At 72.3% G+C, this 23,795-nt stretch carries 18 protein-coding genes; 11 read left to right on the top strand and 7 right to left on the bottom strand.

From position 1 onward, the window contains the following. The first annotated feature begins 70 nt into the window (after positions 1-70). On the top strand, positions 71-1,270 hold the full coding sequence (locus OG542_RS29560; protein ID WP_328414752.1) for a bifunctional adenosylcobinamide kinase/adenosylcobinamide-phosphate guanylyltransferase: 1,200 nt from the start codon (positions 71-73) through the stop codon (positions 1,268-1,270). A gap of 117 nt (positions 1,271-1,387) precedes the next feature. Here OG542_RS29560 and OG542_RS29555 read toward each other — a convergent pair whose 3' ends face one another. Next, positions 1,388-2,425: a class I SAM-dependent methyltransferase gene (locus OG542_RS29555; RefSeq protein ID WP_328414750.1), complete on the bottom strand. Its 1,038-nt coding sequence runs from the start codon at positions 2,423-2,425 to the stop codon at positions 1,388-1,390. Between the two features lie 156 nt (positions 2,426-2,581). Here OG542_RS29555 and cobT point away from each other — a divergent pair, with 156 nt between their 5' ends. After that, a complete protein-coding gene (gene cobT / locus OG542_RS29550; RefSeq protein ID WP_328414748.1) occupies positions 2,582-3,691 on the top strand; it encodes a nicotinate-nucleotide--dimethylbenzimidazole phosphoribosyltransferase in 1,110 nt (369 codons plus the stop codon). 140 nt (positions 3,692-3,831) lie between these two features. Next, complete coding sequence (locus OG542_RS29545) at positions 3,832-4,530, top strand: hypothetical protein (RefSeq protein ID WP_328414746.1); 699 nt, start codon at positions 3,832-3,834, stop codon at positions 4,528-4,530. Here the strand turns inward: OG542_RS29545 and OG542_RS29540 are convergent. Then, entirely contained in the window at positions 4,470-5,234 is a 765-nt protein-coding gene (locus tag OG542_RS29540; protein WP_311125269.1) for a hypothetical protein, read from the bottom strand. The two genes, OG542_RS29545 and OG542_RS29540, sit on opposite strands and share 61 nt — an antisense overlap. A 60-nt stretch (positions 5,235-5,294) precedes the next feature. On the opposite strand from OG542_RS29540, the gene OG542_RS29535 reads away from it, so the two are divergent. Then, positions 5,295-6,077 carry an adenosylcobinamide-GDP ribazoletransferase gene (locus OG542_RS29535; RefSeq protein WP_328414744.1) on the top strand — a complete coding sequence of 261 codons (783 nt, stop codon included), beginning with the start codon at positions 5,295-5,297 and terminating at the stop codon, positions 6,075-6,077. 83 nt (positions 6,078-6,160) lie between these two features. Then, positions 6,161-6,766 carry an RDD family protein gene (locus tag OG542_RS29530; protein ID WP_328414742.1) on the top strand — a complete coding sequence of 202 codons (606 nt, stop codon included), beginning with the start codon at positions 6,161-6,163 and terminating at the stop codon, positions 6,764-6,766. Here the strand turns inward: OG542_RS29530 and OG542_RS29525 are convergent. The 5 genes from OG542_RS29525 to OG542_RS29505 form a co-directional block, all read right to left on the bottom strand. Next, positions 6,726-7,505, bottom strand: a complete 780-nt coding sequence (locus OG542_RS29525) for an endo alpha-1,4 polygalactosaminidase (RefSeq protein ID WP_328414740.1) — start codon at positions 7,503-7,505, stop codon at positions 6,726-6,728. The genes OG542_RS29530 and OG542_RS29525 overlap by 41 nt on opposite strands. Next, on the bottom strand, positions 7,502-8,161 hold the full coding sequence (locus OG542_RS29520) for a spherulation-specific family 4 protein (RefSeq protein ID WP_328414738.1): 660 nt from the start codon (positions 8,159-8,161) through the stop codon (positions 7,502-7,504). Before OG542_RS29520 ends, OG542_RS29525 begins: the two co-directional genes overlap by 4 nt. Then, the gene (locus tag OG542_RS29515) at positions 8,158-9,666 is read right to left on the bottom strand and encodes a hypothetical protein (protein ID WP_328414737.1); all 1,509 of its coding nucleotides are present in this window, start codon (positions 9,664-9,666) and stop codon (positions 8,158-8,160) included. The genes OG542_RS29520 and OG542_RS29515 overlap by 4 nt, the downstream gene beginning before the upstream one ends. Further along, positions 9,663-11,186 carry a GT4 family glycosyltransferase PelF gene (gene pelF / locus OG542_RS29510; protein WP_328414735.1) on the bottom strand — a complete coding sequence of 508 codons (1,524 nt, stop codon included), beginning with the start codon at positions 11,184-11,186 and terminating at the stop codon, positions 9,663-9,665. The genes OG542_RS29515 and pelF overlap by 4 nt, the downstream gene beginning before the upstream one ends. Positions 11,187-11,305: 119 nt before the next feature. Next, positions 11,306-13,342, bottom strand: a complete 2,037-nt coding sequence (locus OG542_RS29505) for a hypothetical protein (protein ID WP_328414733.1) — start codon at positions 13,340-13,342, stop codon at positions 11,306-11,308. A 355-nt stretch (positions 13,343-13,697) separates the two neighbouring features. Here OG542_RS29505 and OG542_RS29500 point away from each other — a divergent pair, with 355 nt between their 5' ends. The 6 genes from OG542_RS29500 to OG542_RS29475 all read left to right on the top strand — a co-directional run bounded on the left by OG542_RS29500 (position 13,698) and on the right by OG542_RS29475 (position 23,782). Next, positions 13,698-15,224, top strand: coding sequence for a leucyl aminopeptidase (locus tag OG542_RS29500; protein ID WP_328414731.1), 1,527 nt, complete (start codon positions 13,698-13,700; stop codon positions 15,222-15,224). A gap of 347 nt (positions 15,225-15,571) precedes the next feature. Then, positions 15,572-16,960, top strand: coding sequence for a dihydrolipoyl dehydrogenase (gene lpdA, locus OG542_RS29495; RefSeq protein ID WP_311125277.1), 1,389 nt, complete (start codon positions 15,572-15,574; stop codon positions 16,958-16,960). A gap of 62 nt (positions 16,961-17,022) precedes the next feature. Next, positions 17,023-18,816, top strand: coding sequence for a 2-oxoglutarate dehydrogenase, E2 component, dihydrolipoamide succinyltransferase (gene sucB / locus OG542_RS29490; protein ID WP_328414729.1), 1,794 nt, complete (start codon positions 17,023-17,025; stop codon positions 18,814-18,816). A gap of 288 nt (positions 18,817-19,104) precedes the next feature. Continuing rightward, complete coding sequence (locus OG542_RS29485) at positions 19,105-19,728, top strand: GntR family transcriptional regulator (RefSeq protein WP_184596340.1); 624 nt, start codon at positions 19,105-19,107, stop codon at positions 19,726-19,728. A 269-nt stretch (positions 19,729-19,997) separates the two neighbouring features. After that, positions 19,998-22,700 carry a pyruvate dehydrogenase (acetyl-transferring), homodimeric type gene (gene aceE / locus OG542_RS29480; protein WP_311125279.1) on the top strand — a complete coding sequence of 901 codons (2,703 nt, stop codon included), beginning with the start codon at positions 19,998-20,000 and terminating at the stop codon, positions 22,698-22,700. 83 nt (positions 22,701-22,783) lie between these two features. Continuing rightward, on the top strand, positions 22,784-23,782 hold the full coding sequence (locus tag OG542_RS29475) for a helix-turn-helix transcriptional regulator (protein ID WP_328414726.1): 999 nt from the start codon (positions 22,784-22,786) through the stop codon (positions 23,780-23,782). Positions 23,783-23,795 lie beyond the last annotated feature (13 nt).

Below are 23,795 nucleotides of genomic sequence, written 5' to 3'. Positions count from 1 at the left end.
CAGTTCCCCGCGCCCCTTTTGGGGGCGTCTCCGTCACGCATGTCAGATCGCGGCGGGTGAGAATCGGGGCGTGGAACTTACTCTGCTCGGCACCGGTGCTCCCGCGGGGCTCCCCCGCCCCGACTGTCCCTGCGCGGCCTGTGCGGTCGCCCTCGGCCCGGACGCGCGGGCGGCCACCGCGCTGCTCCTGGACGGCGTGCTGCTGCTCGACCTGACGCCCGGAGCGGCGTTCGCCGCGGCGCGGGCGGGCCGTTCCCTGACCGGCGTACGGCAGGCGCTGCTGTCGCATCCGCACGACGGGCCCGCGGTCGAGGTGCCGGCCGGGGTGCCGCAGCCCGGACGGGTGCCGGACAGGCAGGAGTTGACGCTGCTGACGGGGCACCGGGTGCGGGCGGTGGCGATGGACGCGCCGGGCACGGGGTACGCGGTGACGGGCCCGGAGGGGCAGCGACTGCTGTACCTGCCGCCGGGCGGGGCGCCGGCGGGGCTGGAGGAGCCGGCCGAGTCGTACGACATGCTCCTCGCGGATGTCGTGGGGCGGCCGGACGCGCTGGCGAAACTGCGGGCGGTGGGTGCGGTGGGGCCGACCACCGATGTGGTCGCCGTCCATCTGGACCACGACGTGCCGCCGGGGCCGGAGCTCGGGCGGCGGCTCGCGGCGGCCGGCGCGCGGGCGGTGCCGGACGGGGCGACGCTGGCGGTCGGGGTGTACGAGGACGTGCCGGACGTACCGCGGCGGACCCTGGTGCTGGGCGGGGCGAGGTCGGGCAAGTCGGTGGAGGCCGAGCGCCGGCTGGAGGCCTTTCCCGACGTGCTGTACGTGGCGACGGGCGGGTCGCGCAACGGGGACACCGAGTGGTCGGCGCGAGTGTCCGCGCATCGGGAGCGGCGGCCGGGGTCGTGGCGGACGGTGGAGACCTGCGATCTGGTGCCGCTGCTGGCGGAGGAGGGGCCGCCGGTGCTGGTCGACTGTCTGTCGTTGTGGCTGACGGATGCGATGGACTCCGTCGGGGCGTGGGACGACGCGGTGTGGGCGGAGCGTGGGGAGAAGGCGTTGCGGGAGCGGGTGCGGGAGTTGACGGAGGCGGTGCGTTCGAGCGGGCGGACCGTTGTGGCCGTGTCGAACGAGGTGGGGTCGGGGATCGTGCCGTCGACTGCGTCGGGGCGGCGGTACCGGGATGAACTCGGGCGGTTGAACGCGGGGTTCGCGGAGCAGTGTGAGCAGGTGCTGTTGGTGGTGGCGGGGCAGGCGATGGTGCTGCGGGGGTGAGCGGTGCTGTGGGCGGGGGCTGAGGCGGGGTGGGTGCGCAGCTCGGCGCGACGAGGTGCCGCTGCGCCCACCCGTGCCGCCCCTAGCGGCACGCATGCCCGCAGCTGGGGCTCGCGGCTAAATGGGTTTGCGGGCGATGACTCTGTACGTGTTCGCCAGGCGTGTGCGGCGGGCGATCGGGGCCAGTAGGTGGTCTGCCAGGGCCGCCACCCCCACCAGCGGGAGGCCCGCTCGCAGGAGGGCCTCGCGGGCGTGGCGGCGCAAGGGGGGTGGGGGGATGGCTCGCCAGGGGGTGTCCGGAGCCGGGAGGGCGTGGGAGAGGGCCAGGGACGTCGCGCCGGAGAGGTCGTGGGGGATGTGCGTGGGGCGGTGGTCGAGGGTGAGGACCGTGCAGCCGGTCGTCTCCAGTTCGGCCCGGAGGTTGCGCGGGGGGATCAGGTGGAGGTGGCGGGGCTGGTCGTAGGGGAGCCACCAGCGGCCCAGTAGCGCGGCGAAGACGCTGCGGGGGTCGAGGGTCTCGATGAGCACGTGGCCGCCGGGGCGCAGGACGCGGAGGGCGGCGTGGAGTTCCGCGCGGGGGTCGGGGGCGCCCTCCAGGTGGTGGAGCATGCTGACCACGTCGTAGCGGGCGCGCAGCGGGCCCGAGATCCGGGGGTCCGACAGACGGCCGACGTGGGCCTCCTCGACGCGTTCGGCCGAGACGGCCCGGACCACGCTCGGGGTGTCGTCCAGGCCGTCGAAGGAGGTGTACGGGAAGAACTCCCGGGCCGTCGCCGGGAAGCGCGCGTGGCCTGTTCCCACGTCCAGCCAGCTCTCGGGCTCCCCGAACGGCCGCATGGCCCGGGCGGCCGACCGGTGACGGTGCCGGCCGGCGCGCAGTGCGACGAGGGCGTCGGCCGTGGGGTCCCTGGGCGCTCCGCACACGGTCCGGCGGTAGTGGGCGAGGCCCTCGGCCGTGAGGCGGGGGTTCTGGAAGGTGTGGCCGCAGTCGCGGCAGTCGTCGACGGTGAAGTTGCCCGGCTTGTACTGCCGCAGGTCACCGGTGCGCAGCCGGTTGCGCAGCCGGCCGGAGCCGCACCAGGGGCAGTCCTCGCGGCGCGGTTCGTGGACCGGCGCGGTCGCCTGGGGGACGGAGGGGGTGGGAAGTTCGGGCATGGGCGGCTCCCGGGCGCGAGGCGTACGGCAGGGACGTACGACAATCCGCTGCAAACGGGAACGTATGGGATGCCGATCTTGGGTGCAACGACGTCGCCGTGACGGAGTCGCGATGTGGCGCCGTCCTGTTCGATCGGTGCCGGTACTGTTCGGCGAATGAGCTCGCTTAATCTCGACGACTTCACCGATCTGATCGAGCGTCCGGACGGCGGGATCCGCCGTGACGCCGAGGCACGCCGGGAGCGGCAGATCGTGCCGCCAGGATCGCTGGGCCGGCTCGACGACCTGGGTGAGTGGCTGGCGGCGGCGCAGTCCGCGGTGCCGGTGCGGCCGGTCGAACGACCGCGGGTGGTGCTCTTCGCCGGTGACCACGGCGTCGCCGAACTGGGCGTCTCGGCCCGGCCGGCGGGCGGTGCCGGGGAGTTGGTGCGCGAGGTGCTGGAGGGCGGCAGGCCCGTCTCGGTGCTCGCGCGGCGGCTCGGCGTTCCGGTGCGGATCGTCGACATGGGTCTGGACTGTGACCCGGAGGCCCTGCCCGAGGACGTCGTACGGCATCGGGTGCGGCGCTCCAGCGGGCGGATCGACGTCGAGGACGCGCTGACCCTGGAGGAGGCCGAGGCGGCGTTCCGGGCCGGGGTCGCGGTGGCCGACGAGGAGGCCGACTCCGGTACGGATCTGGTGGTGCTCGGCGATGTGAGCGTCGGCGGGACGACGGCGGCGGCCGTACTGGTCGCGGCGTTGTGCGGGGTCGACGCGTCGGTCGTCACCGGGCGTGGCGGGCTGGCGATCGACGACCTGGCCTGGATGCGCAAGTGCGCGGCGATCCGCGACGCGCTGCGCCGGGCCCGGCCGGTGCTCGGGGACCAGTTGCAGCTGCTGGCGACGGTGGGCGGGGCCGATCTCGCGGCGATGACGGGCTTCCTGCTGCAGAGCGCGGTGCGGAAGCTGCCCGTGGTGCTCGACGGGGTCGTGACGGCCGCGTGCGCGCTGGTCGCGCAGCGGATCGCGTTCCGGGCACCGGACTGGTGGCTGGCCGCGCACGACAGCGGCGAGCCCGGGCAGGCGAAGGCGCTGGACCGGATGGCCCTGGAGCCGCTGCTGACCCAGGGTGTGACCGTCGGTGAGGGCGCCGGCGGCCTGCTGGCACTCCCCCTGGTGCAGGCCGCGGCGGCGCTGGCGGCGGAGCTGCCCGAGAAGCCGAAGGAATCCGAGCAGCCGGAGAAACCGGAGGTCACGGAGGACCCCGAGGTTCCCGCAGAGGAGTAGCAACCGGGAGATCCAGGTCACGCACACCTGGCTCAACTTCGTCCCGTTCCGGTCGGTCTTCGCGTGTGGTGTCGGTTTGACTGAGCCACGGACACCGCGCACACCCGCTGCCGCACCGGCCCACGGACGAGGACGACCCGATGACCACGCTCGCCCGCTGGGCCCGCGCCGAATGGGGACGGCTGTACGCCGCGGTGCGCGGGCCGCTGCGGGAGCGGCGCCTGCGTGCGGTGCCGATGGCCGCCGGGGCCGTGTGCCTGACGTCGGTGCTGCACTTCGTGCACAACCAGTCGTGGGGTTACCGGTTCGTTCAGGACATCGGTGCCGTACGGGCCGAGGACCCGCTGTGGCTCGCGCTGCTGCGGACGCCGCTGTCGCTGTTCGTGCCCGCGCTGGATCTGCCGGTGTGGGGTGCGCTGGCCCAGATCCTGCTGGTGTTCGGCATCGCGGAGATCTGCCTGGGATGGCGGCGGGCCCTGCTCATCGCCTACCTGGCGACGCTCGCGGGCACGCTCTACGCCCGCCTGGGCGTCTGGCTGGGCCCGGACTCCCCGCTGGGCCTGCCCGCCTCGGACGCGCGCGTCGTGGACACCGGGCCGTCGGCGGCCGTGGTGGGCCTGGCCGTCTACCTGGGCCTGCGCTACCGCGCGTATGTCACGGCGGCGGCGGTGATCGTGGCCATGGTGGTCGAGGTCGTACTGAGGGAGAACCTCGCGGGCAAGGAGCACCTGGCGGCGATCGCGGCCGTGCTGGTGCTGTGCGCGGCCGGTGCGCCGCGTCAGCGGCGTTCGAGGGACCGGACGGGCTCGGGGTCGGGCGCGCCGCCGATCCAGTCCTGAAACCTGCGCCGGGGGCCCACCCAGCGGCGGTCGTGGTGGTAGGCCCGCAGACCGGATTTCGCGCGGGCGCGGGGGCGGTTCCGGTAGAACCGCTTGGCCCACGGCGAGGTGGGACGGGCCAGCCGTACGGCGCCGACCAGGGCGACGAGGGGGATGATCACGCCCAGGACCGCGATGCGGACCTTGCCCTTGAACAGGGCGATGAGGGCGAACCCGAAGTTCACGACGACGTTCCCGAGGACGACGGCGCGGTTCTGCTGCTGGTCCTCCGAGAGGTCGTCGACGCCCAGCGGCGAGAAGCCGAGCAGGAGCAGGCCGACGAGGGACGCGGTGAGGACGACCATCTCGACGCTCTTGCGTCCGTCCGGGGTCCAGTAGACGTCGGCGAGATGCAGGACCAGGGCGAACTCGTCCAGGACGAGGCCCGCCCCGATGCCGAAGATCACCGCGGCCAGCGCCGAGCCGAAGCCGTACTGGCCGCCGGCGACCGCGCCGAAGCCGCCGATGATCGTCAGGATGACGCCGGGAACCACGTGGTGGACGTGCACACCTCCGCTGCCGCTGATGTTGCGGAAGGGCCCCTTGCCCGCCCGGATGAGGCGGGTGATGCCCCGGGTGATCACGAAGGTCAGCACGAAGGAGACGAGAGCGAGAAGCAGCGGCAGCTTGCCGGGTTCCATGATGTTCCGCTCGAACCATCCCATATGCGAACTTTATCCTCGGCCGCCGTGCCCCCTCTCCTGACCGGCCGGTAGCCTGCGCCGGTGCCCAGAACCTCGCCCCTCGACGGTCTCCGCTTCGCCTTCGGCACGCTCACGGTGTTCCCGGTCCGGGTGACCCGGTGGGACCGGGAGGCCGCGCACGGGGGCATGCTGTGCGCTCCGCTGGCCGGGCTGGCTGTCGGTGCCGCTGCCGCCGCCGTCGGGCTGGTGCCGCTGTTCCTCGGTGCGGGCGCTCTGCTCGCCGCCGTGGCCACCGCCGCCGTACCGGCCGCCCTGACCCGGGGGCTGCATCTCGACGGGCTCGCGGACACCGCCGACGGGCTGGGCAGCGGGAAGCCGGCCGAGGACGCGCTGCGGATCATGAAGCAGTCGGACATCGGGCCGTTCGGGGTCATCACCCTCGTCTTCGTCCTGCTCGCGCAGATCGCCGCGCTCGCCCAGGCCTACGACGCCTCCTGGGCCCGGGGCGCGTTCGCCGCGGTCGTCTCCGCGACGGCCGCCCGGCTGGCTCTGACCCTGGCGGCCCGGGCCGGGGTGCCAGCGGCCAGGCCGGAGGGGCTGGGGGCGGCGGTCGCGGGCGTGGTGCCGCCGCGCGGAGCGCTGCTCACCGCCCTCGCCGTCGCGGGGGCGGCGGCAGCGGGGAGTGCCGTCTTCGGGCCGTACGACGTGGTCCGGACCGTGTGCGCGGTCGTCCTCGCCCTGGTCGCCGCCGAAGCGCTGCTGCGGCACTGCACGCGCCGCTTCGGCGGGGTCACCGGGGACGTGTTCGGCGGGCTCGCGGAGACGGCGGCGACGACGGCGCTGGTCGTTCTGTCACTGGGCTGAAACGATCTCCTCGTCCCTCTCCTGCGCCGGCCGCCCGGCCGCTAGCTTCGTCCCCCGAACGCACAAGTGATCGGGGGATGTTCATGCCGAAGCTGCGCCGTGCCGTGGCCTGGTTCGTCGACTTCGCACTGGTGGTGGCGCTGGCCTCGGCGCTCGCCGTGCTCACCTTCCACCGGATCTCCGCGCTCGTCACCGACGTGCCCGAACTCGCCACCCGCGGCGGCCTGGACCTGCTGACCTCGCGCGGCGACATGCTCGACGCCTCCCAGGACCTGGGGCTCTCGCTGTGGAACAAGTCGGTGCTGTACGTCGAGCAGGCCTTCGGGCTGCTGGTGCTGACGGTGTTCCTCTACCAGTGGGCGTGCCTGGCGCTGGCCGGGCGCACGGTCGGCAAGGCCCTGGTCGGGCTGAGGGTGAGCCCTCGGCTGGGGCGCCGGGCCGTGCGGCGGGCCGCCGTCACCACCACCGCGGACGTCGCCGTGTACGCGGTGGCCTGCGTGCTGCTGGTCGAGGGCCAGGTCGTGCTGTCGGTGCTGGTGTGGGCGGTCGCGGTGGGGCTGTTCCTGCTGAACGCGCTGCCGGTCCTCTTCACCGGCCGGCGGTCCCTCGCCGACCGGGTGGCGGGCACGGCGGTCTCAAGCGTCGGGTTCAGCAGGCCTGTCGCCACACCCCTAGTTCGTACTTCTTGAGCAGCGAACTCAGCTTCAGGCGGCGGGACTCGGCGCAGAAGCGGCCGGTGGGCACCTCGTACTCGACATGGAAGACGGCTTTGCCCGCGTCGACGAACGGCTTCAGGGCCGCGCACTCGCCGTACTGGGCGCACTGTTCGTTGACCGCGAAGTCGAAGTCCCCGACCAGGTCCGGGATCTGGTCCAGGTCGTTCTTCAGGCCGACGGCCAGGCCCCGGTCGTGGGCCAGGCGGGCGATGAGGCGGTTGTAGCGGAGCTGGTCGGCGGCCTTCAGCGGGAAGCCCGTGTCGTTGCGGTAGCCGTCCATGTTGTCGGGCTCCACCGCGTCGAAGCCCTTGTCGCGGCACATGTCGATCCGGGCCGCCATGAGGGGCTCCAGGACGTCGGTGCGGCGGATGTCCAGCCAGCGTTCGCCCTTCCAGCCGTTGCCGCGCCCGAGGACGGCCTTCGGGAACTTCGCGGCGTCCGGACGGAACTCCTCCCAGGCGCCGGTGGACAGATAGCAGATGACCTTGCGGTTCTCGCGGTGCAGACGCGTGACGGTGGCCTCGGAGTGGTCGAAGCCGTCGATGTCGTAGACCGGCACGTCGACGGAGGTGTCCAGGCGCCCGCTGAGCTGCCACTGCCAGGCGGTGCCCGGCCGGGGCTGCCAGCGGGGGCCTGGTGTGTCGTCGGCCTCCCGGATGCAGCCCGCGAGCAGCAGGACGAGCAGGGCGACGAGCAAGGACGTGCGTCTCACGGGGTGTTCTCCGGGTGGTGCAGGGTGTACGGCAGGGTGCCCCAAGGATGATCGCCGGTGCCGGGCACCGCACAATGCACCGCCGCGCCCCGCGCCCTGGCCAGACCCTCCGGGTCGGCATCGGGCGGTACGTCGTACACCAGGTGGCACAGCCGGACGTCGCTGCCGCCGGGCCACGGCTCGGGCCGCAGCGCGCGGTACGACGCCCAGGTGCCCTCGAAGGTGACGAGGACGTCGGCGATGCGGGCGTAGCAGGGATGCGGTGCCGTGCCGTGGTTGAGGGCGAGGGTGCCGCAGCCGACGCCCCAGGCGGCCACGGCCAGTCGCTGGTAGTACTCGAACTGCTCGGGCCCCGACGGGACCTGGTCGAGGAAGGCGCCGTCGGTGCCGTACCAGTCGCGGTGCCGGGTGAGGTCGCGGACGATGTCGGTGGTGGCGCGGCGGCCGTAGTCGGTGTCGGCGTACCCGAGGACGCGCACGCCCGCGGCCCGCAGCCGGGCGGCGACCTCGGCGAAGGCCGCGTCGGGGCGGTCGCCGGGGCCGCTGGCCGGGTTGAGGACGACCCCGTAGAGGCGGGGCGCGGCCGCGACGATCGCCTCCCATTCGGCGGGGCGTTCGGACGGGTGCTCGTAGTACGGGACCAGGAGAGTGCTCATCGGTGGGCGGTTGCCCTCCCCAGCAGGGCGCACACCAGGGCACCCTGGACGACGGCCGCCGTGCCGTACACGGCCAGGCCCGCTGTGTGCGGATCCCCGGTGTGTGTGACGAGCAGCAGGGTCTGGGCGAGGGCCGCGGCGCAGCACACCGCCGTCGCGCCGCTCACCGCGCCGAACGACTGGAGCAGCAGGCCCGTCCAGAGCACCACGCCGAGCAGGAGCAGTCCGGCCAGCCGGACGCCGCCGGGGACCGGGGAGTGCGGCCACAGGGCGGAGGCGGCGAGGCTCAGTACGAGCAGGGCGGCGAGGTAGGCGGCCAGGCACTGCACGACCGTCAGGAGCGTGGTCCGCCGGAAGTCCCGGGCGGTGCCGCTGGAGCGCAGTCCGGCGAGACTGTCGCCGCGGAAGCGGTACAGCAGCCACTCGGCGGGGCCCATGCTGAGGGTGAGCGCCACGGCGGCGGGCGCGGCGACCGCGCTGTGCTCCTCGCCGGCGAGGACGTCGCCGAGGGCCGCGTACAGCACGAGGACGCCGGTGGCGAGCCCGAACAGGGCGTACGGGAGCGAGCTCGTGAGCCGGGGGCCGGCGGGGCGGCTCTGCGCCGGGGCCGTGCCGAGCCCGCCGAACGGCAGCAGGGCGACGAGGCCGGCGTTCCAGCCGGGTTCTTTGAGGGCTGGTGCCACCTCCCGGACCGCGAGTGCCGCGACCGCCGCGAGTGAGCCCAGCAGCAGGGCGGGGCTCACGGCCTCGGGCAGCGGGCCGGCCAGGGACAGGACCGCGCCCGTCGCCATCGGCGCGAGGGCGAGCAGCAGGAGCCGTTCGCGGCCCATCACCAGCAGGACGGTCGCCGCCGCCAGATAGCAGGACTGCCCGGCGGCGAAGGCGACCACGGCCGGGGCGGCGCCGGCGGCACAGGCCAGGGCGACCACGGAGCCGAGCAGGGCGCCGGCCGGGGCGCCGAGCAGCAGGGCGCGCCGGGCGGCGGTCCGGTCGCCCAGCCCCAGCCACGCGTACGCCCGGTGGGCAAGGCCCTGGTTCCACGTCCAGCCGCACAGGGCGCCGGCGAGGAGCGGGACCGTGCCCGCGGGGAGGCCTAAGTCGCCGGGGCCGGCGAACAGGGGTGCGCCGAGGACGTAGGCGAGGCCGGGCAGGGCGAAGACGACACCGCGCAGCAGGCAGCCGAGCAGGCCGGTCTGCCAGGGGTCGGGCGCCGGGCCGGCGGGCTCGGGGTAGCGGCGTTCGACGCGTTCGTAGAGGGTCTCGGCGAGCGCGAAGGAGTTCTTGAGGCCGTACCGCTCGCGTATCTGGTCGTCGGAGAGGCCGTCGGACTCCAGCAGCGCGGCGATCTCGTCCGGGTGGACGGCCGCGGCGATGAAGTCCTCCAGCCGGGCGGCGAGTTCGTCGACGGGGTCGGGCCGGGCCCAGCTGGGGGTGGCACGCTGCCGGGGGATGTAGGGCAGGGTGTCCGGGCGGGAGCCCGGGGGGAGCCAGACGCTTCCGCTCACCAGTCGGCCCCTTCCGTGGCCACGGCCGCGTACCAGGGGTCGCGCAGTTCCAGGGTCCAGTCGGCGACCGTCTCCAGCGTGGGCTCGTACACCTCGTCCTCGCCCGCGAGTTCCTTGTAGACGGTGCGGAAGGCGTCCACCGAGCGGCGCAGCGTGAACCGGTCGATGACACGCTGGCGCGACAACTCGCCCAGTTCGAGGCGGCGTCGGTCGTCCTTGAGCAGCGTCAGGGCGGCGGTGGCCATCTTCTCCGGCTCGCGCGGGGGCACGACCAGGCCCGTGTCGCCGACGGCCTCGCGCACCCCGCCGACATCCGTCGACACCGTCGTACGGCCGCAGGACATGGCCTCGATGATGGAGAACGGGAAGCCTTCGGAGATCGACGACAGCATGACCACGTGGCCGGCCGCGTAGGCCCGCCAGACCTCGGTGATACGGCCCTCGAAGGTCAGGCCGTCGGTGACGCCCAGTTCGGCGGCGAGCTTCTCCAGGCGGGTGCGGTAGGCCTCGCCGCCGGGCGGGACCGGGCCGAAGAGCCGGAGGCGGGTAGCGGGGATCTCGGCGCGCACCATCGCGTAGGCGCGGATCAGGGTCTCCAGGTCCTTGATGGGGTCGATCCGGCCGCACCAGGACAGGGTGGGGACCTCGGGCTCGGGGCCGGCGTGCGGGAAGGCGGCCGGGTCGACGCCGTTGTAGACGGTGCGGATCTTGCCGGCGTCGGCGCCGCCGCGTTCCTCCCAGCGGCGGTTGTACTGGTTGCACGGAGTGATCAGGTCGGCGGCGCGGTAGCCGTAGGAGTTGAGCTCGCGGTAGAAGCCGAGCATGAACGCCTTCACGGGCCAGCGCTGGGCGTCGCGGCGGTAGCCGAGATAGCGCTCGCGCAGATAGATGCCGTGCTCGGTGAGCAGAAACGGTACGCCGTCCAGGTGACGGGCGGCGAGCGCGGGCAGGGTCGCGAGGCCGCTGCTGACGGCGTGTGCGACGGAGTCCTCGGGGATGCGGACGCCGAGCGGGCGCAGGGCGTGTTCCAGCAGGTCGGTCGCGGTCAGCGCGTCGTGCACGGTGGGCCGTGCGGCGGCGGTCGGCAGATGCGGCATCGTCCAGATCCACATCAGCGACCGCAGCGCCGACTCGGTGCGCAGCGCGGCCGGCAGGCGTCCGTCCCGGGCGAGTTCGGCCAGCTCGTTCAGGCACGTGCCGAAGTCGGTGGGCGAGCCGGGGTCGAGGAAGGAGAGCAGGAAACGCTCGTAGGTGTCGGTGAAGCGGCGGCGGGCCTTGCCGTAGGGGGGCCTTCCGCGGCCGGGGCGCGGGCCCCAGGTGGGGACCGAGGTGTGTGCGTAGACGTTGGGCGGCAGGTCCCAGGTGACGGGTTCGCGGCCGCTGCCGGTGAGGGAGACGATGTGGAAGTCGACCTCCGGCATGCCCTTGACGAGTTGGTCGCACCAGGTGCTGACGCCGCCGTGGACGTGTGGGTAGGTGCCTTCCGTGAGCATGGTGACGTGACGGCCTGTTCGCCGCATGCGTGTTTCCCCCTGTAGTGCGATGTGTGCGGGGAGCTGCTGTCCGGATGCCGGGTGCGGGCAGCGTGTGGCTGGTCGCGCCCCGCGGCGGAGCCGCGGTCGGATACGGCCCCGCGCCCCTAAGAGGGCAGCTTCAGCGTGAGAGCGGACTGGAGTGCCGCCGGGGTCGTCCAGGCCGAGCGGGCTCCCGCGTACGGGGTACCGAAGGCGCTGGTGCCCAGCAGGAGTTGCTTCTTGGTTCCCTCCGGGGCGGTCACCGGGATCTGCGTGCCGGACGGCGCGGTGACGGTGACGGTGGTTCCGATGCGGTACGCCGTCACCCGTCCGTTCGCCAGGGCGGTCTGCCAGGCGGCGCGGCGCTGCACCTCGGTGCCGATGGCGCTGTGCCGGGGGTTCTCCAGCGGGGTGTTGTCGGCGAAGAGCGCCCGGTGGTCGGCGAGCACCTTCTCCATGACCGGGTAGAGCAGCCGGTCCTCGGCCAGGTTGGACTGGTGTGCGTAGTGGGGCCGGGGGTCGCCCGCGAGGGCGTGTCCGAGGGCGGTGCGTGCCTCCTGCGGGACGATGTGCTCGGCGTAGCCGGTGGTGGTGTCGAGCGGCTCGTCCAGACAGGTCGAGGTGGGGTTGTCCTCGCAGACGCCGCTGCCGCCGTCGGCGCGCGAGGTGTAGATCCAGTTGTACTCGTCGGCCATCTCGGCCGCCGTGCCCACGTTGTAGTACACGTTCATCGGGTGGCGCGGGACGGTCAGCGCGTTGCCGATCGCCCGCTGACCGGGCTCGCGGGAGTTGTCCGAGGCGATCCACTTGACGCCGGTGTCGGCGAGCGCGCCGGACAGGTTGGGGTTGTCGTTCGGCTGCTGGGGCAGCGTCTTCAGGCCCGAGTGCTCACCAGTGACCAGCTCGGCGCGGTCGACCGGGAGGCCCTTGCTCACGGCCCAGTTGTGGTTGTCGCGGATCTGCGCGGCGATCTCGGCGCGGCTCATGTACTTGGTCGAGCCGTCGGCGTTCTTCGCGCAGCTCCACGGCACGCTCGAGGTGTCCTGGACGCAGCCCAGGAACGGGTGCGTGTAGGTGTGGTTGACCCAGCGGTACTGCGCCTTGTCGGCGAGCAGCCGGTCGGTGAGGGCGTCGGTGCCGCCGTGCTCGGCCTTCCACTCCTCGCCGGAGCCGGCGTTGTAGACCATGTCCATCGTGAAGCCGTGCTCGCGCTGCCACTGGGCGGCGTAGGCGGCGTCGTCCGCGGTCATGCGGATCGGCGTGGTGCCCTCGCCGTCACCGCCCGCGCAGTCGAAGTCGCCCGGGGTGCAGTCGCGTTCGGTGTCCCAGCGGCTGTCCGGGGCGAACACGTCGTCGATGTGCACCGCGAAGGAGTTACGGGTCTGCCCCAGGTGCACGCCCTGGGTGAGCCACTCGACGATGCCCCGGGCCAGCAGCCGGAACTGCTGCTGGTTGCCGTTGTACGCGAAGGTCACGACGAGTTCGCGGCGGCCGTCATGGGCGTACTCGCCGACGAGACTGCCGCGGCCGGTGCCGCCGGGCACGGCGATGTCGACGTAGCTGGTGAAGCCGGCGCGGGGCCGGGCCGCGTAGCCGTAACTCTCCTGCACGCCCGGCGCGTTGTCCTCGAACCGGAACGCGCCCTCGAGGTAGGCGAACCGGCCTGCCTTCCCGGCCGCGGTGACGGATGCCTCGCGTCCGTCGAGGGGGCCGGCCCAGCCGCCCTCGCTGGTGTAGTCGAGGCCGACCTCCGGGTGGGCCCAGGTGTAGGCGTCGACCTGCGGGATGCCGTACGTCCGCTCGTACGCCTCCAGGGCGGTCTGCTCGGCGGAGCCCGCGCCGAACGGGGCCTCGTTCGGCAGGACGACACCCTGGTACTTGGCGCGGGGCCTGCCGTTCACCGTGTCGCTCAGGAACGCCTCGGTGATCTTCGGGCGGCCGGAGTCGTTGAGGTCGACGGTGGTGTACGGGACGCCCGTGCTCCTGAGCTGGGCGGTGACGGCCTTGACGGGGCTGTCGCCGTTGTCCACCACGAGCACCTTCAGATCGATGCGCGGCTCCTCCGCGGCCGCCGCCCCGGGCGCCACCGCCCCGGCCGTGATGATGCCTGCCGCCGTCATCGCGGCGGCCGTGTTTCTCCACCTGCGCGCACGCTGCGCCATGGTTCCTCCCCCAGAAGATCCCAGAACTCCCCTTGCGGTCGAACAGAGGCCGAACAGAGGAGGATCAGTGAAAATCATGCAAAGCGGCGAGCGGGACTCTCACCGGATCCGAGGGAGTGTGACCGAGTTCACCGCCATGAAGGATCAAGAAATGGCTACTACGCGACCGGCAGGTGAACACCCGCAGTAATGAGCGAACGCGACCACGCGCGTAGTCTCGTCGTCGAGTGTTCGCCGTACCGGGGAAGGCCCCGTGATCGCCAGGCCCTGAGGTCGGAATAGGGTCGGCTCGGGCCCGGTCGACCCACACCGTTCGACCATCGCAACTTCACATCGGAAGCGAGATTTCACCACCGTGACTGCTCTCACTCTCAGCACCGCCGCGGCGCCCGGTCTGCGGGCCGACGCGATCGTGATCGGTGTCGCCAAGGGTGCCAAGGGGCCGGTCGTCGCACCGGGCGCCGAGGCCGTGGACAAGGCGTACGACGGCAAGCTCGCCGGCGTCCTGGAGACTCTCGGCGCCTCCGGTGCCGAGGGCGAGATGACGAAGCTGCCGGCACCGTCCGGCTTCAAGGCACCGCTCGTACTGGCGGTGGGCCTGGGTGCGGTGCCGGAGAAGGACGCCGACTACGACACCGAGTCCCTGCGCAAGGCCGCCGGCGTCGCCGCGCGTGCCCTGGCCGGGACCAAGAAGGCCGCGTTCGCGCTGCCCCTGACGGACGCCGCCGACGCCGGCGCGATCGGCGAGGGCGCGCTGCTCGGCGCGTACTCCTTCGACGCCTACAAGGACAACGGCAAGGACCCCAAGGCGAAGAACGGCAAGGCCCCCCTCGCCGAGGTCGCCCTGCTCGGCGGCAAGCCCCGCGACAAGGCGTACAAGGCGGCGATCGAGCGTGCCGCCGCCGTGTCCGAGGAGCTCAACCGCGCCCGCGACCTGATCAACACCCCGCCGAACGACCTGAACCCCGAGGCGTTCGCCGCCGTCGCGCAGGCCGCGGCCAAGGAGCACGGCATCAAGGTGCAGGTGCTCGATGTGAAGGCCCTGGAGAAGGGCGGCTACGGCGGCATCCTCGGCGTCGGTGCCGGCTCGGCGGCGGGACCGCGCCTGGTGAAGCTGTCGTACACCTCCTCCAAGGCGAAGAAGCACCTCGCCTTCGTCGGCAAGGGCATCACCTACGACTCGGGCGGCATCTCGCTGAAGCCGGCCGGTCACAACGAGACGATGAAGTGCGACATGAGCGGCGCGGCCACCGTGTTCGCCGCGGTCGTCGCCGCCGCCCGGCTGGGCCTGGAGGTCAACGTCACCGGCTGGCTCGCCCTGGCCGAGAACATGCCCTCCGGTTCCGCGACCCGTCCGGGTGACGTGCTGCGGATGTACAGCGGCAAGACGGTCGAGGTGCTCAACACCGACGCCGAGGGCCGCCTGGTGCTGGCCGACGCGCTGTGGGCGGCCTCCCAGGAGAAGCCGGACGCGATCGTGGACGTCGCGACGCTGACCGGGGCGATGGTGCTGGCGCTGGGCAACCGGACGTTCGGGATCATGGGCAACGACGACGCCTTCCGTTCGGCGCTGCACGAGGCGGCGGAGGAGGTCGGCGAGCCGGCGTGGCCGATGCCGCTGCCGGAGCATCTGCGCAAGGGCATGGACTCGCCCACGGCCGACCTCGCGAACATGGGCGAGCGGATGGGCGGCGGGCTGGTCGCCGGTCTGTTCCTGCGCGAGTTCGTGGGCGAGGGGATCACCTGGGCGCACCTCGACATCGCGGGGCCGGCGTTCAATGAGGGCGGGCCTTTCGGGTACACGCCGAAGGGTGGCACGGGGACGGCTGTGCGGACGCTGGTGCGGATCGCCGAGCTGACGGCCGCCGGGGATCTGGGCTGACCTTCGCCTGAGAGTTCGGTCTCGTCCGTTGTGTGGCGAGTGCGGGGGCGTGGGGGCTGGTCGCGCAGTTCCCCGCGCCCCTTGGGTCTGTTGCCCTCGCGCCCACGCGGCGGAGCCGCAGATCGAACACAGCCCCGGGGCCCTGAAGGCGACGTCCCCGGGGCGGCTCATATGAACGTGGGGCGTCTCACACAGCAGCCCGGCGTCTCTTTGTGTGTCGACAAGTGCGAAGATGGGGCTCGGCAGGACAGGGCCCCACCGAAGGGCCGAAGAACGAGCGGCCGGACACCAGCCGCCTGCCGGTCAGTGAAGACCGGCGTACGGCGCACATGCATGGAGGACGTGACGTGGCGAACGACGCCAGCACCGTTTTCGACCTAGTGATCCTCGGCGGTGGCAGCGGTGGTTACGCCGCGGCCCTGCGCGGGGCGCAGCTGGGCCTGGACGTCGCCCTGATCGAGAAGGACAAGGTCGGCGGCACCTGCCTGCACCGGGGATGCATCCCCACCAAGGCTCTGCTGCACGCGGGCGAGATCGCCGACCAGGCCCGCGAGAGCGAGCAGTTCGGTGTGAAGGCCAGCTTCGAGGGCATCGACATCGCCGGCGTCCACAAGTACAAGGACGGCGTGGTCTCCGGCCTGTACAAGGGTCTGCAGGGCCTCGTCGCCTCCCGCAAGGTGACGTACATCGAGGGCGAGGGCAAGCTGTCCTCCCCCACCTCCGTCGATGTGAACGGCCAGCGTGTCCAGGGCCGCCACATCCTCCTCGCGACCGGCTCCGTGCCGAAGTCGCTGCCCGGCCTGGAGATCGACGGCAACCGCATCATCTCCTCCGACCACGCCCTCGTCCTGGACCGTGTGCCGAAGTCGGCCATCGTCCTCGGCGGCGGTGTCATCGGCGTCGAGTTCGCCTCCGCCTGGAAGTCCTTCGGTGCGGACATCACGGTCATCGAGGGCCTGAAGCACCTCGTCCCGGTCGAGGACGAGAACTCCTCCAAGCTGCTCGAGCGCGCCTTCCGCAAGCGCGGCATCAAGTTCAACCTGGGCACGTTCTTCGAGAAGGCCGAGTACACCCAGGACGGTGTCAAGGTCACCCTCGCCGACGGCAAGGAGTTCGAGGCCGAGGTCCTGCTGGTCGCCGTCGGCCGCGGCCCGGTCTCCGCCGGTCTCGGCTACGAGGAGCAGGGCGTCGCCATGGACCGCGGCTACGTGCTGGTCGACGAGTACATGCGCACCAACGTCCCGACCATCTCCGCCGTCGGTGACCTGGTCCCGACCCTCCAGCTCGCGCACGTCGGCTTCGCCGAGGGCATCCTGGTGGCGGAGCGTCTGGCCGGTCTGAAGACCGTTCCGATCGACTACGACGGTGTCCCGCGGGTGACGTACTGCCACCCGGAGGTCGCCTCCGTCGGTATCACCGAGGCCAAGGCCAAGGAGATCTACGGCGCGGACAAGGTCGTCGCTCTGAAGTACAACCTCGCGGGCAACGGCAAGAGCAAGATCCTGAACACCACGGGCGAGATCAAGCTCGTCCAGGTCAAGGACGGTGCCGTGGTCGGCGTCCACATGGTCGGCGACCGCATGGGCGAGCAGGTCGGCGAAGCCCAGCTGATCTACAACTGGGAGGCGCTGCCGGCCGAGGTCGCGCAGCTCGTCCACGCCCACCCGACGCAGAACGAGGCGCTCGGCGAGGCCCACCTGGCCCTGGCCGGCAAGCCCCTCCACTCGCACGACTGACCCCCTCGGTCGAGAAGCGACGACACAGACTTCCGCACTTTCCGTAAGGAGCAACCGAAACCATGGCGGTTTCCGTAACCCTTCCGGCGCTCGGCGAGAGCGTCACCGAGGGCACTGTCACCCGCTGGCTGAAGGCCGAGGGTGAGCGCGTCGAGGCCGACGAGCCGTTGCTCGAGGTCTCGACCGACAAGGTCGACACCGAGATCCCCTCGCCCGCAGCCGGTGTCCTGGCCTCCATCAAGGTCGCCGAGGACGAGACGGTCGAGGTCGGCGCCGAGCTGGCCCTGATCGACGACGGCAGCGGCGCGCCCGCCGCCGCCCCGGCCCCGGAGGCCGAGCAGGTCGCCGAGCCCGCTCCCGAGCCGGCCCCGGCCGCCCCGTCCACCGAGCAGGCCGCCCCGGCGCCCGCTCCCACCGCCGACGCCGCCGCCGGCGGCGGCTCCGCCGAGGGCACGGACGTCGTCCTGCCCGCGCTCGGCGAGTCCGTCACCGAGGGCACCGTCACCCGCTGGCTGAAGTCGGTCGGTGACAGCGTCGAGGCCGACGAGCCGCTGCTCGAGGTCTCCACCGACAAGGTCGACACCGAGATCCCGGCGCCCACCGCGGGCACCCTGCTGGAGATCGTGGTCGGCGAGGACGAGACCGCCGAGGTGGGCGCCAAGCTCGCCGTCATCGGCGTCGCGGGCGCGGCTCCGTCCGCTGCTCCGGCTCCCGCCGCCCCGGCTCCGGCCGCCGAGGCCCCCGCCCCGGCCGCCCCCGCGGCCGAGGCTCCGGCCGCTCCGGCTCCCGCCCCGCAGGCGCCCTCGGCTCCGGCCCCGCAGCAGCAGACCACCCCGGCTCCCGACCCGGTCCCGGCCGCTCCGGCGCCCGCCCCGGCTCCGGCCCAGGCCCCGGCCGCTCCGGCCGCCGCCCAGCCGGCCGACGACGGCGCCTACGTCACCCCGCTGGTGCGCAAGCTCGCCGCCGAGAACGGCGTCGACCTGTCCACCGTCAAGGGCACCGGCGTCGGCGGCCGTATCCGCAAGCAGGACGTCATCGCCGCCGCCGAGGCCGCGAAGGCCGCCGCCGCTGCCCCGGCTCCGGCCGCGGCCGCTCCGTCGGCTGCGAAGAAGGCCCCGGTGCTGGAGGCGTCGCCGCTGCGCGGCCAGACCATCAAGATGCCGCGGATCCGCAAGGTCATCGGCGACAACATGGTCAAGGCCCTGCAGGAGCAGGCCCAGCTGTCCTCGGTCGTCGAGGTCGACGTCACCCGCCTGATGAAGCTGCGCGCCCGGGCCAAGGACTCCTTCGCGGCCCGCGAGGGCGTGAAGCTCTCCCCGATGCCGTTCTTCGTCAAGGCGGCGGCCCAGGCGCTGAAGGCGCACGCGCCCATCAACGCCAAGATCAACGAGGCCGAGGGGACCATCACCTACTTCGACACCGAGAACGTCGGTATCGCGGTGGACTCCGAGAAGGGCCTGATGACCCCGGTCATCAAGAACGCCGGTGACCTCAACCTCGCCGGTATCGCCAAGGCCACGGCGGAGCTCGCGGGCAAGGTCCGTGCCAACAAGATCACTCCGGACGAGCTGTCCGGCGCGACCTTCACCATCAGCAACACCGGTTCGCGCGGCGCGCTCTTCGACACGATCATCGTGCCGCCGGGCCAGGTCGCCATCCTCGGCATCGGCGCCACGGTCAAGCGCCCCGCCGTCATCGAGACGGAGGAGGGCACGGTCATCGGCGTCCGCGACATGACGTACCTGACCCTGTCCTACGACCACCGCCTGGTGGACGGCGCCGACGCGGCCCGTTACCTGACGGCGGTCAAGGCCATCCTGGAGGCCGGCGAGTTCGAGGTCGAGCTCGGCCTCTGACCGTCCTTCACGGCTGAACGGTGCCCCCGTCCGGAATTCTCCGGGCGGGGGCACCGGCCTTTTGCTTTGGGGGCGCGGGGAACTGCGCATCTCGGGGGCGCGGGGAACTGCGCATCTCGGGGGCGCGGGGAACTGCGCGAGCAACCACACACAACCGTCAGCCAAAACGACAACCCCACACCCCCCGTGTAAGTCTCGTCTCACCTGCACCAAAGCGCCCCCAGCCACCCCACCCGCGGAGCGAACCGGCCGTATTGTCTAAACGTCAATCCCGCCTAAGGAGCCCACATGACCGCGCCCGTCATCCACTCGCTGCGCGAGCAGATCCGCGAGCACATCCTGGAGGGGATCATCAGCGGACGCTGGCAGCCGGGCGAGCGGATCGTCGAGCGCCGGATCGCCACGGAGCTGGAGGTCAGCCAGACCCCGGTCCGCGAGGCCCTGCGCGAACTGGAATCCCTGCGCCTGATCGAGTCCGCTCCGAACAAGGGCGTGCGCGTACGGAACCTGACCGCCGCCGACCTGGAGGAGAGCTACCCGGTCCGGGCCGGCCTGGAGGCCATCGCGGCGGAGTTGGCGGCCCAGGGCCTGGCGGAGGACTGCTCGGCGCTGGAACCCCACGTCAACGCCCTGTACGAGGCCGACCGCAGGTCGGACGGCACGGCCCAGGTCCGTCACACCGTCGCCTTCCACCGCGAACTGGTCCGTGCGGCGGGCAACTCCGTCCTGCTGCACACCTGGGAAGGCCTCGGCATCGAGGTGTTCACGGCCCTGTCGATCCGCTGGCTGGGCACCCAGCAGCAGTCGTACGCGGAGGAGCACGAGGAGCTGGTCGCCGCCTTCAAGCGCCGCGACCCCCGGATCGCCGAACTCGTGAAGGCCCATGTCCTGGGCTGCGCGCCCCGGGCGTGACACCCGAGCGCACCCCTGCTCAAAAGCCTCCGACCTGCGGAAACCACCAGAAACACCGTCACCGCGTGCCACCGCTGGAGGCACCGCGTGCCTACTTTCTCGTGATCAAGAGGTTTTACGCCTCAACCCTTTGATCGATCATCGATCAGAGGGTTACAGTCGCCGACGGGCTTCCACCCAAGCCCCGCGCCCTGTCCTGCCAAAGACAAAAGGGCACCCCCGAACCCTTACCGATGAGGGAACCCCCTTCGACTGAGGAAGGCGGCGACATGACCGACCCCAACGCCATCCAGCCGAGCGAGCTCGACCAGCTCCCGGACCGGGACCCGGAGGAGACCGCCGAATGGCAGGCCTCCCTGGACGCGGTGACCGAGGCGGCCGGGCCGCACCGTGCCGCATATCTGATGCGGCGCACGCTGGAGCGTGCCGAGGGCGCCGGCATCGCGCTGCCCAAGCTCCTCGAGACCGACTACGTCAACTCCATCCCCACCGCCGCCGAGCCCGGCGTGCCCGGTGACGAGGCGATGGAGCAGCGGATCACCGCGTGGAACCGCTGGAACGCGGCCGCGATGGTGACCCGAGGCAGCAAGTACGGCGTCGGTGGCCACATCGCCACCTTCGCCTCCGCGGCCTGGCTCTACGAGACCGGCTTCAACCACTTCTTCAAAGGCAAAGAGGCCGACGGCTCCGGCGACCAGCTCTACATCCAGGGCCACGCCTCCCCCGGCATCTACGCCCGCGCCTTCCTCGACGGCCGCCTGAACGAGGCCCAGCTCGACAACTTCCGCCGCGAGGCGGGCGGCGACGGCCTGCCGTCCTACCCGCACCCGCGCCGCCTGCCCTGGCTGTGGGAGTTCCCGACGGTCTCGATGGGCCTCGGCCCGCTGTCGGCCATCTACCAGGCGCGCTTCAACCGCTACCTCACCAACCGCGGCATCAAGGACACCGCCGGTTCGCACGTGTGGGCGTTCCTCGGCGACGGCGAGATGGACGAGCCCGAGTCGACGGCGGCCCTCGCGCTCGCCGCGCGTGAGGAGCTGGACAACCTCACGTTCGTCATCAACTGCAACCTGCAGCGCCTCGACGGCCCGGTCCGCGCCAACTTCAAGATCGTGCAGGAGCTGGAGGCCCAGTTCCGCGGCGCCGGCTGGAACGTGATCAAGACGCTGTGGGGCACGGCCTGGGACGAGCTGTTCCAGCTCGACACCACCGGCGCGCTCGTACGCCGCCTGCGTCAGGTACCGGACGCGCAGATCCAGACGTACCAGACGCGCGACGCGGCCTACATCCGCCAGGACTTCTTCGGCGCCGACCCGGCGCTCGTGGAGCTGGCGAAGCTGCTGAGCGACGACAAGATCCTCGAGTGTTTCCACCTGTCGCGCGGTGGTCACGAGGCGCGCAAGGTGTACGCCGCCTACCGTGCGGCCGTCGAGCACAAGGGCGCGCCGACCGTGATCCTGGCCCAGACGGTCAAGGGCCACACCCTCGGCGAGGGCTTCGCGTCGAAGAACGCCAACCACCAGATGAAGAAGCTGACGGTGGACGAGTTCAAGAACATGCGCGACCTGCTCGAGCTGCCGATCAAGGACAGCGACTTCACCGACGGCGTGGTGCCCTACGGCCACCCGGGCGCCGACTCCCCCGAGGTCCGCTACCTCCAGGAGCGCCGCGCCGCCCTCGGTGGTCCGGCCCCGGCCCGTCGCGTGCACCCGGTCGCCCCGCTGCCCGCCCCGGCGGAGAAGGCGTTCGCGTCCTTCGACAAGGGCTCCGGCTCGCAGAACGTGGCGACGACGATGGCGTTCGTCCGCCTGGTCAAGGACCTGGTCCGCGACAAGGAGACGGGCAAGCGCTGGGTGCCGATCGTCCCGGACGAGGCGCGCACCTTCGGCATGGAGAGCCTCTTCCCGTCGCTCGGCATCTACTCGCCCAAGGGCCAGACGTACGAGCCGGTCGACCGCGACCAGCTGATGTACTACAAGGAGGCCAAGAACGGCCAGATCCTCAACGAGGGGATCACCGAGGCCGGTTCGATGGCCGACTTCATCGCCGCTTCGACGTCGTACGCGACGCACGGCGAGACGATGATCCCGTTCTACATCTTCTACTCGATGTTCGGCTGGCAGCGCACGGCCGACCAGATGTGGCAGCTCGGCGACCAGCTCGGCCGCGGCTTCCTCGTCGGCGCCACGGCCGGCCGCACCACCCTGACCGGTGAGGGCCTCCAGCACGCCGACGGCCACTCCCCCGTCATCGCGGCGACCAACCCGGCGGCCCTGTCGTACGACCCGGCGTTCGCCTACGAGGTCGCGGCCATCGTCAAGGACGGTCTGCGCCGCATGTACGGCGAGGCGGCCCCGGGCGAGGACCAGAACGTCTTCTACTACCTGACCGTCTACAACGAGCCGATGCCGCAGCCGGCGAAGCCGTCCGTGGACGGGGTCGACGAGGGCATCGTCAAGGGCCTGTACCGCTTCAACACGGCGGAGTCGGCGGGCATCACGCCCCCGGCCAACGCCCCGCGGATCCAGCTGCTCGGCTCCGGTACGGCGATCCACTGGGCGCTGAAGGCGCAGCAGCTGCTCGCCGAGGAGTGGGGCGTGGCGGCCGACGTGTGGTCGGCGACGTCCTGGGGCGAGCTGCGCCGGGACGCGCTGGAGGCGGACGAGGCGCTGCTGCGCGGCGAGGAGCGGGTGCCGTTCGTGCGGCAGGCGCTCCAGGGCGCCGAGGGCCCGGTGCTGGCGGTCTCCGACTACATGCGCCAGGTCCCGGACCAGATCGCGCAGTGGGTCGAGCAGGACTGGTCCTCGCTGGGCGCCGACGGCTTCGGCCTCTCGGACACCCGTGAGGCGGCCCGCCGCCACTTCGGCGTGGACGCCGAGTCCATCGTCGTCGCGGCCCTGGCCCAGCTCGCCAAGCGCGGCGAGGTCAAGGCGACGGCCGTGAAGGAAGCGCGCGCCAAGTACGGTCTGTAAGAACCGGTGATCAGCCACCGGTGATCAGCAGCCGGTGATCAGCAGGCCCCCGCCGTGGCGGGGGCCTGCTGCATGATGTGCCCATGCGTGCTGCCCGGCTCATCAAGATGGTGCTGATCCTGCAGTCCCGGCCCGCCATGACGGCCGCCGAGCTCGCCCGTGAGCTGGAGGTGTCGGAGCGGACGGTGACACGGGACGCCCAGGCGCTGTCGGAGGCGGGCGTTCCGGTGTACGCGGACCGGGGCCGGGCCGGCGGATACCGGCTGGTCGGCGGGTACCGGACGCGCCTGACCGGGCTGCACCGCGGCGAGGCGGAGGCGCTGTTCCTGTCCGGGGTGCCCGGGGCGCTGCGCGAGATGGGCCTGGAGGACGCTGCCTCGGCCGCACAGCTGAAGGTGTCCGCGGCCCTGCTGCCGTCCCTGCGGGACGCCTCGAAGACGGCGGCGCAGCGGTTCCACCTGGACGCGCCGAACTGGTTCAAGGAGCCGAAGACGCCCACGCTGCTGCCGGCCGTCGCCGACGCGGTGTGGGACGACCGGCGGATCGTCGCACGCTACCGGCGCGGGGAGGACGAGGTCGTCCGGGAGCTGGAGCCGTACGGGCTCGTGCTGAAGGCGGGCGTCTGGTACCTGTGCGCGCGGGTGGCCGGGGGCGGGTCCTTCCGGGTGTACCGGATCGACCGGTTCACGGCGGTGGACCCGGGCGAGGAGCGCTTCGAGCGGGAGCCGGAGTTCGAGCTGCCCGCCTTCTGGGAGGAGCGGGCGGAGCAGTTCGCCCGGTCCATCCTGCGGGCGCGGGTGGTGGTGCGGCTCTCCCCCGACGGCGTGCGCGCGCTGCCCTACGCCCTCGACTCGCTGTCCGCGAGGGAGGCCCTGGCGGACGCGGACGATCCGGACACCGAGGGATGGGTGACGGTGGCTCTGCCGGTGGAGTCCGAGGAGGTCGCCCACACCCAGCTGACGGCGCTCGGCGCGGAGGTGGAGGTGCTGGCGCCCGAGGGCCTGCGCGAGCGGTTCGCGGGGGACGCACTGCGGCTGGCCGGGCTGTACCACCCCGGGCACCACCCCCGGGACGGCGCATAACGATCCCGCGCAC

It is taken from the genome of Streptomyces violaceus, assembly GCF_036014075.1.
Classification (GTDB): domain Bacteria; phylum Actinomycetota; class Actinomycetes; order Streptomycetales; family Streptomycetaceae; genus Streptomyces; species Streptomyces violaceus.
This window is presented reverse-complemented; position numbering and strand designations above follow the sequence as displayed.

Coding starts and splice junctions, on each gene's coding strand:
- sucB (WP_328414729.1), top strand. CDS start 17,023: ATGGCGGTTTCCGTAACCCTTCCGGCGCTCGGCGAGAGCGTCACCGAG.
- OG542_RS29530 (WP_328414742.1), top strand. CDS start 6,161: ATGCCGAAGCTGCGCCGTGCCGTGGCCTGGTTCGTCGACTTCGCACTG.
- pelF (WP_328414735.1), bottom strand. CDS start 11,186: ATGCGGCGAACAGGCCGTCACGTCACCATGCTCACGGAAGGCACCTAC.
- cobT (WP_328414748.1), top strand. CDS start 2,582: ATGAGCTCGCTTAATCTCGACGACTTCACCGATCTGATCGAGCGTCCG.
- OG542_RS29545 (WP_328414746.1), top strand. CDS start 3,832: ATGACCACGCTCGCCCGCTGGGCCCGCGCCGAATGGGGACGGCTGTAC.
- OG542_RS29485 (WP_184596340.1), top strand. CDS start 19,105: ATGACCGCGCCCGTCATCCACTCGCTGCGCGAGCAGATCCGCGAGCAC.
- aceE (WP_311125279.1), top strand. CDS start 19,998: ATGACCGACCCCAACGCCATCCAGCCGAGCGAGCTCGACCAGCTCCCG.
- OG542_RS29555 (WP_328414750.1), bottom strand. CDS start 2,425: ATGCCCGAACTTCCCACCCCCTCCGTCCCCCAGGCGACCGCGCCGGTC.
- OG542_RS29540 (WP_311125269.1), bottom strand. CDS start 5,234: ATGGGATGGTTCGAGCGGAACATCATGGAACCCGGCAAGCTGCCGCTG.
- OG542_RS29475 (WP_328414726.1), top strand. CDS start 22,784: ATGCGTGCTGCCCGGCTCATCAAGATGGTGCTGATCCTGCAGTCCCGG.
- OG542_RS29520 (WP_328414738.1), bottom strand. CDS start 8,161: ATGAGCACTCTCCTGGTCCCGTACTACGAGCACCCGTCCGAACGCCCC.
- OG542_RS29505 (WP_328414733.1), bottom strand. CDS start 13,342: ATGGCGCAGCGTGCGCGCAGGTGGAGAAACACGGCCGCCGCGATGACG.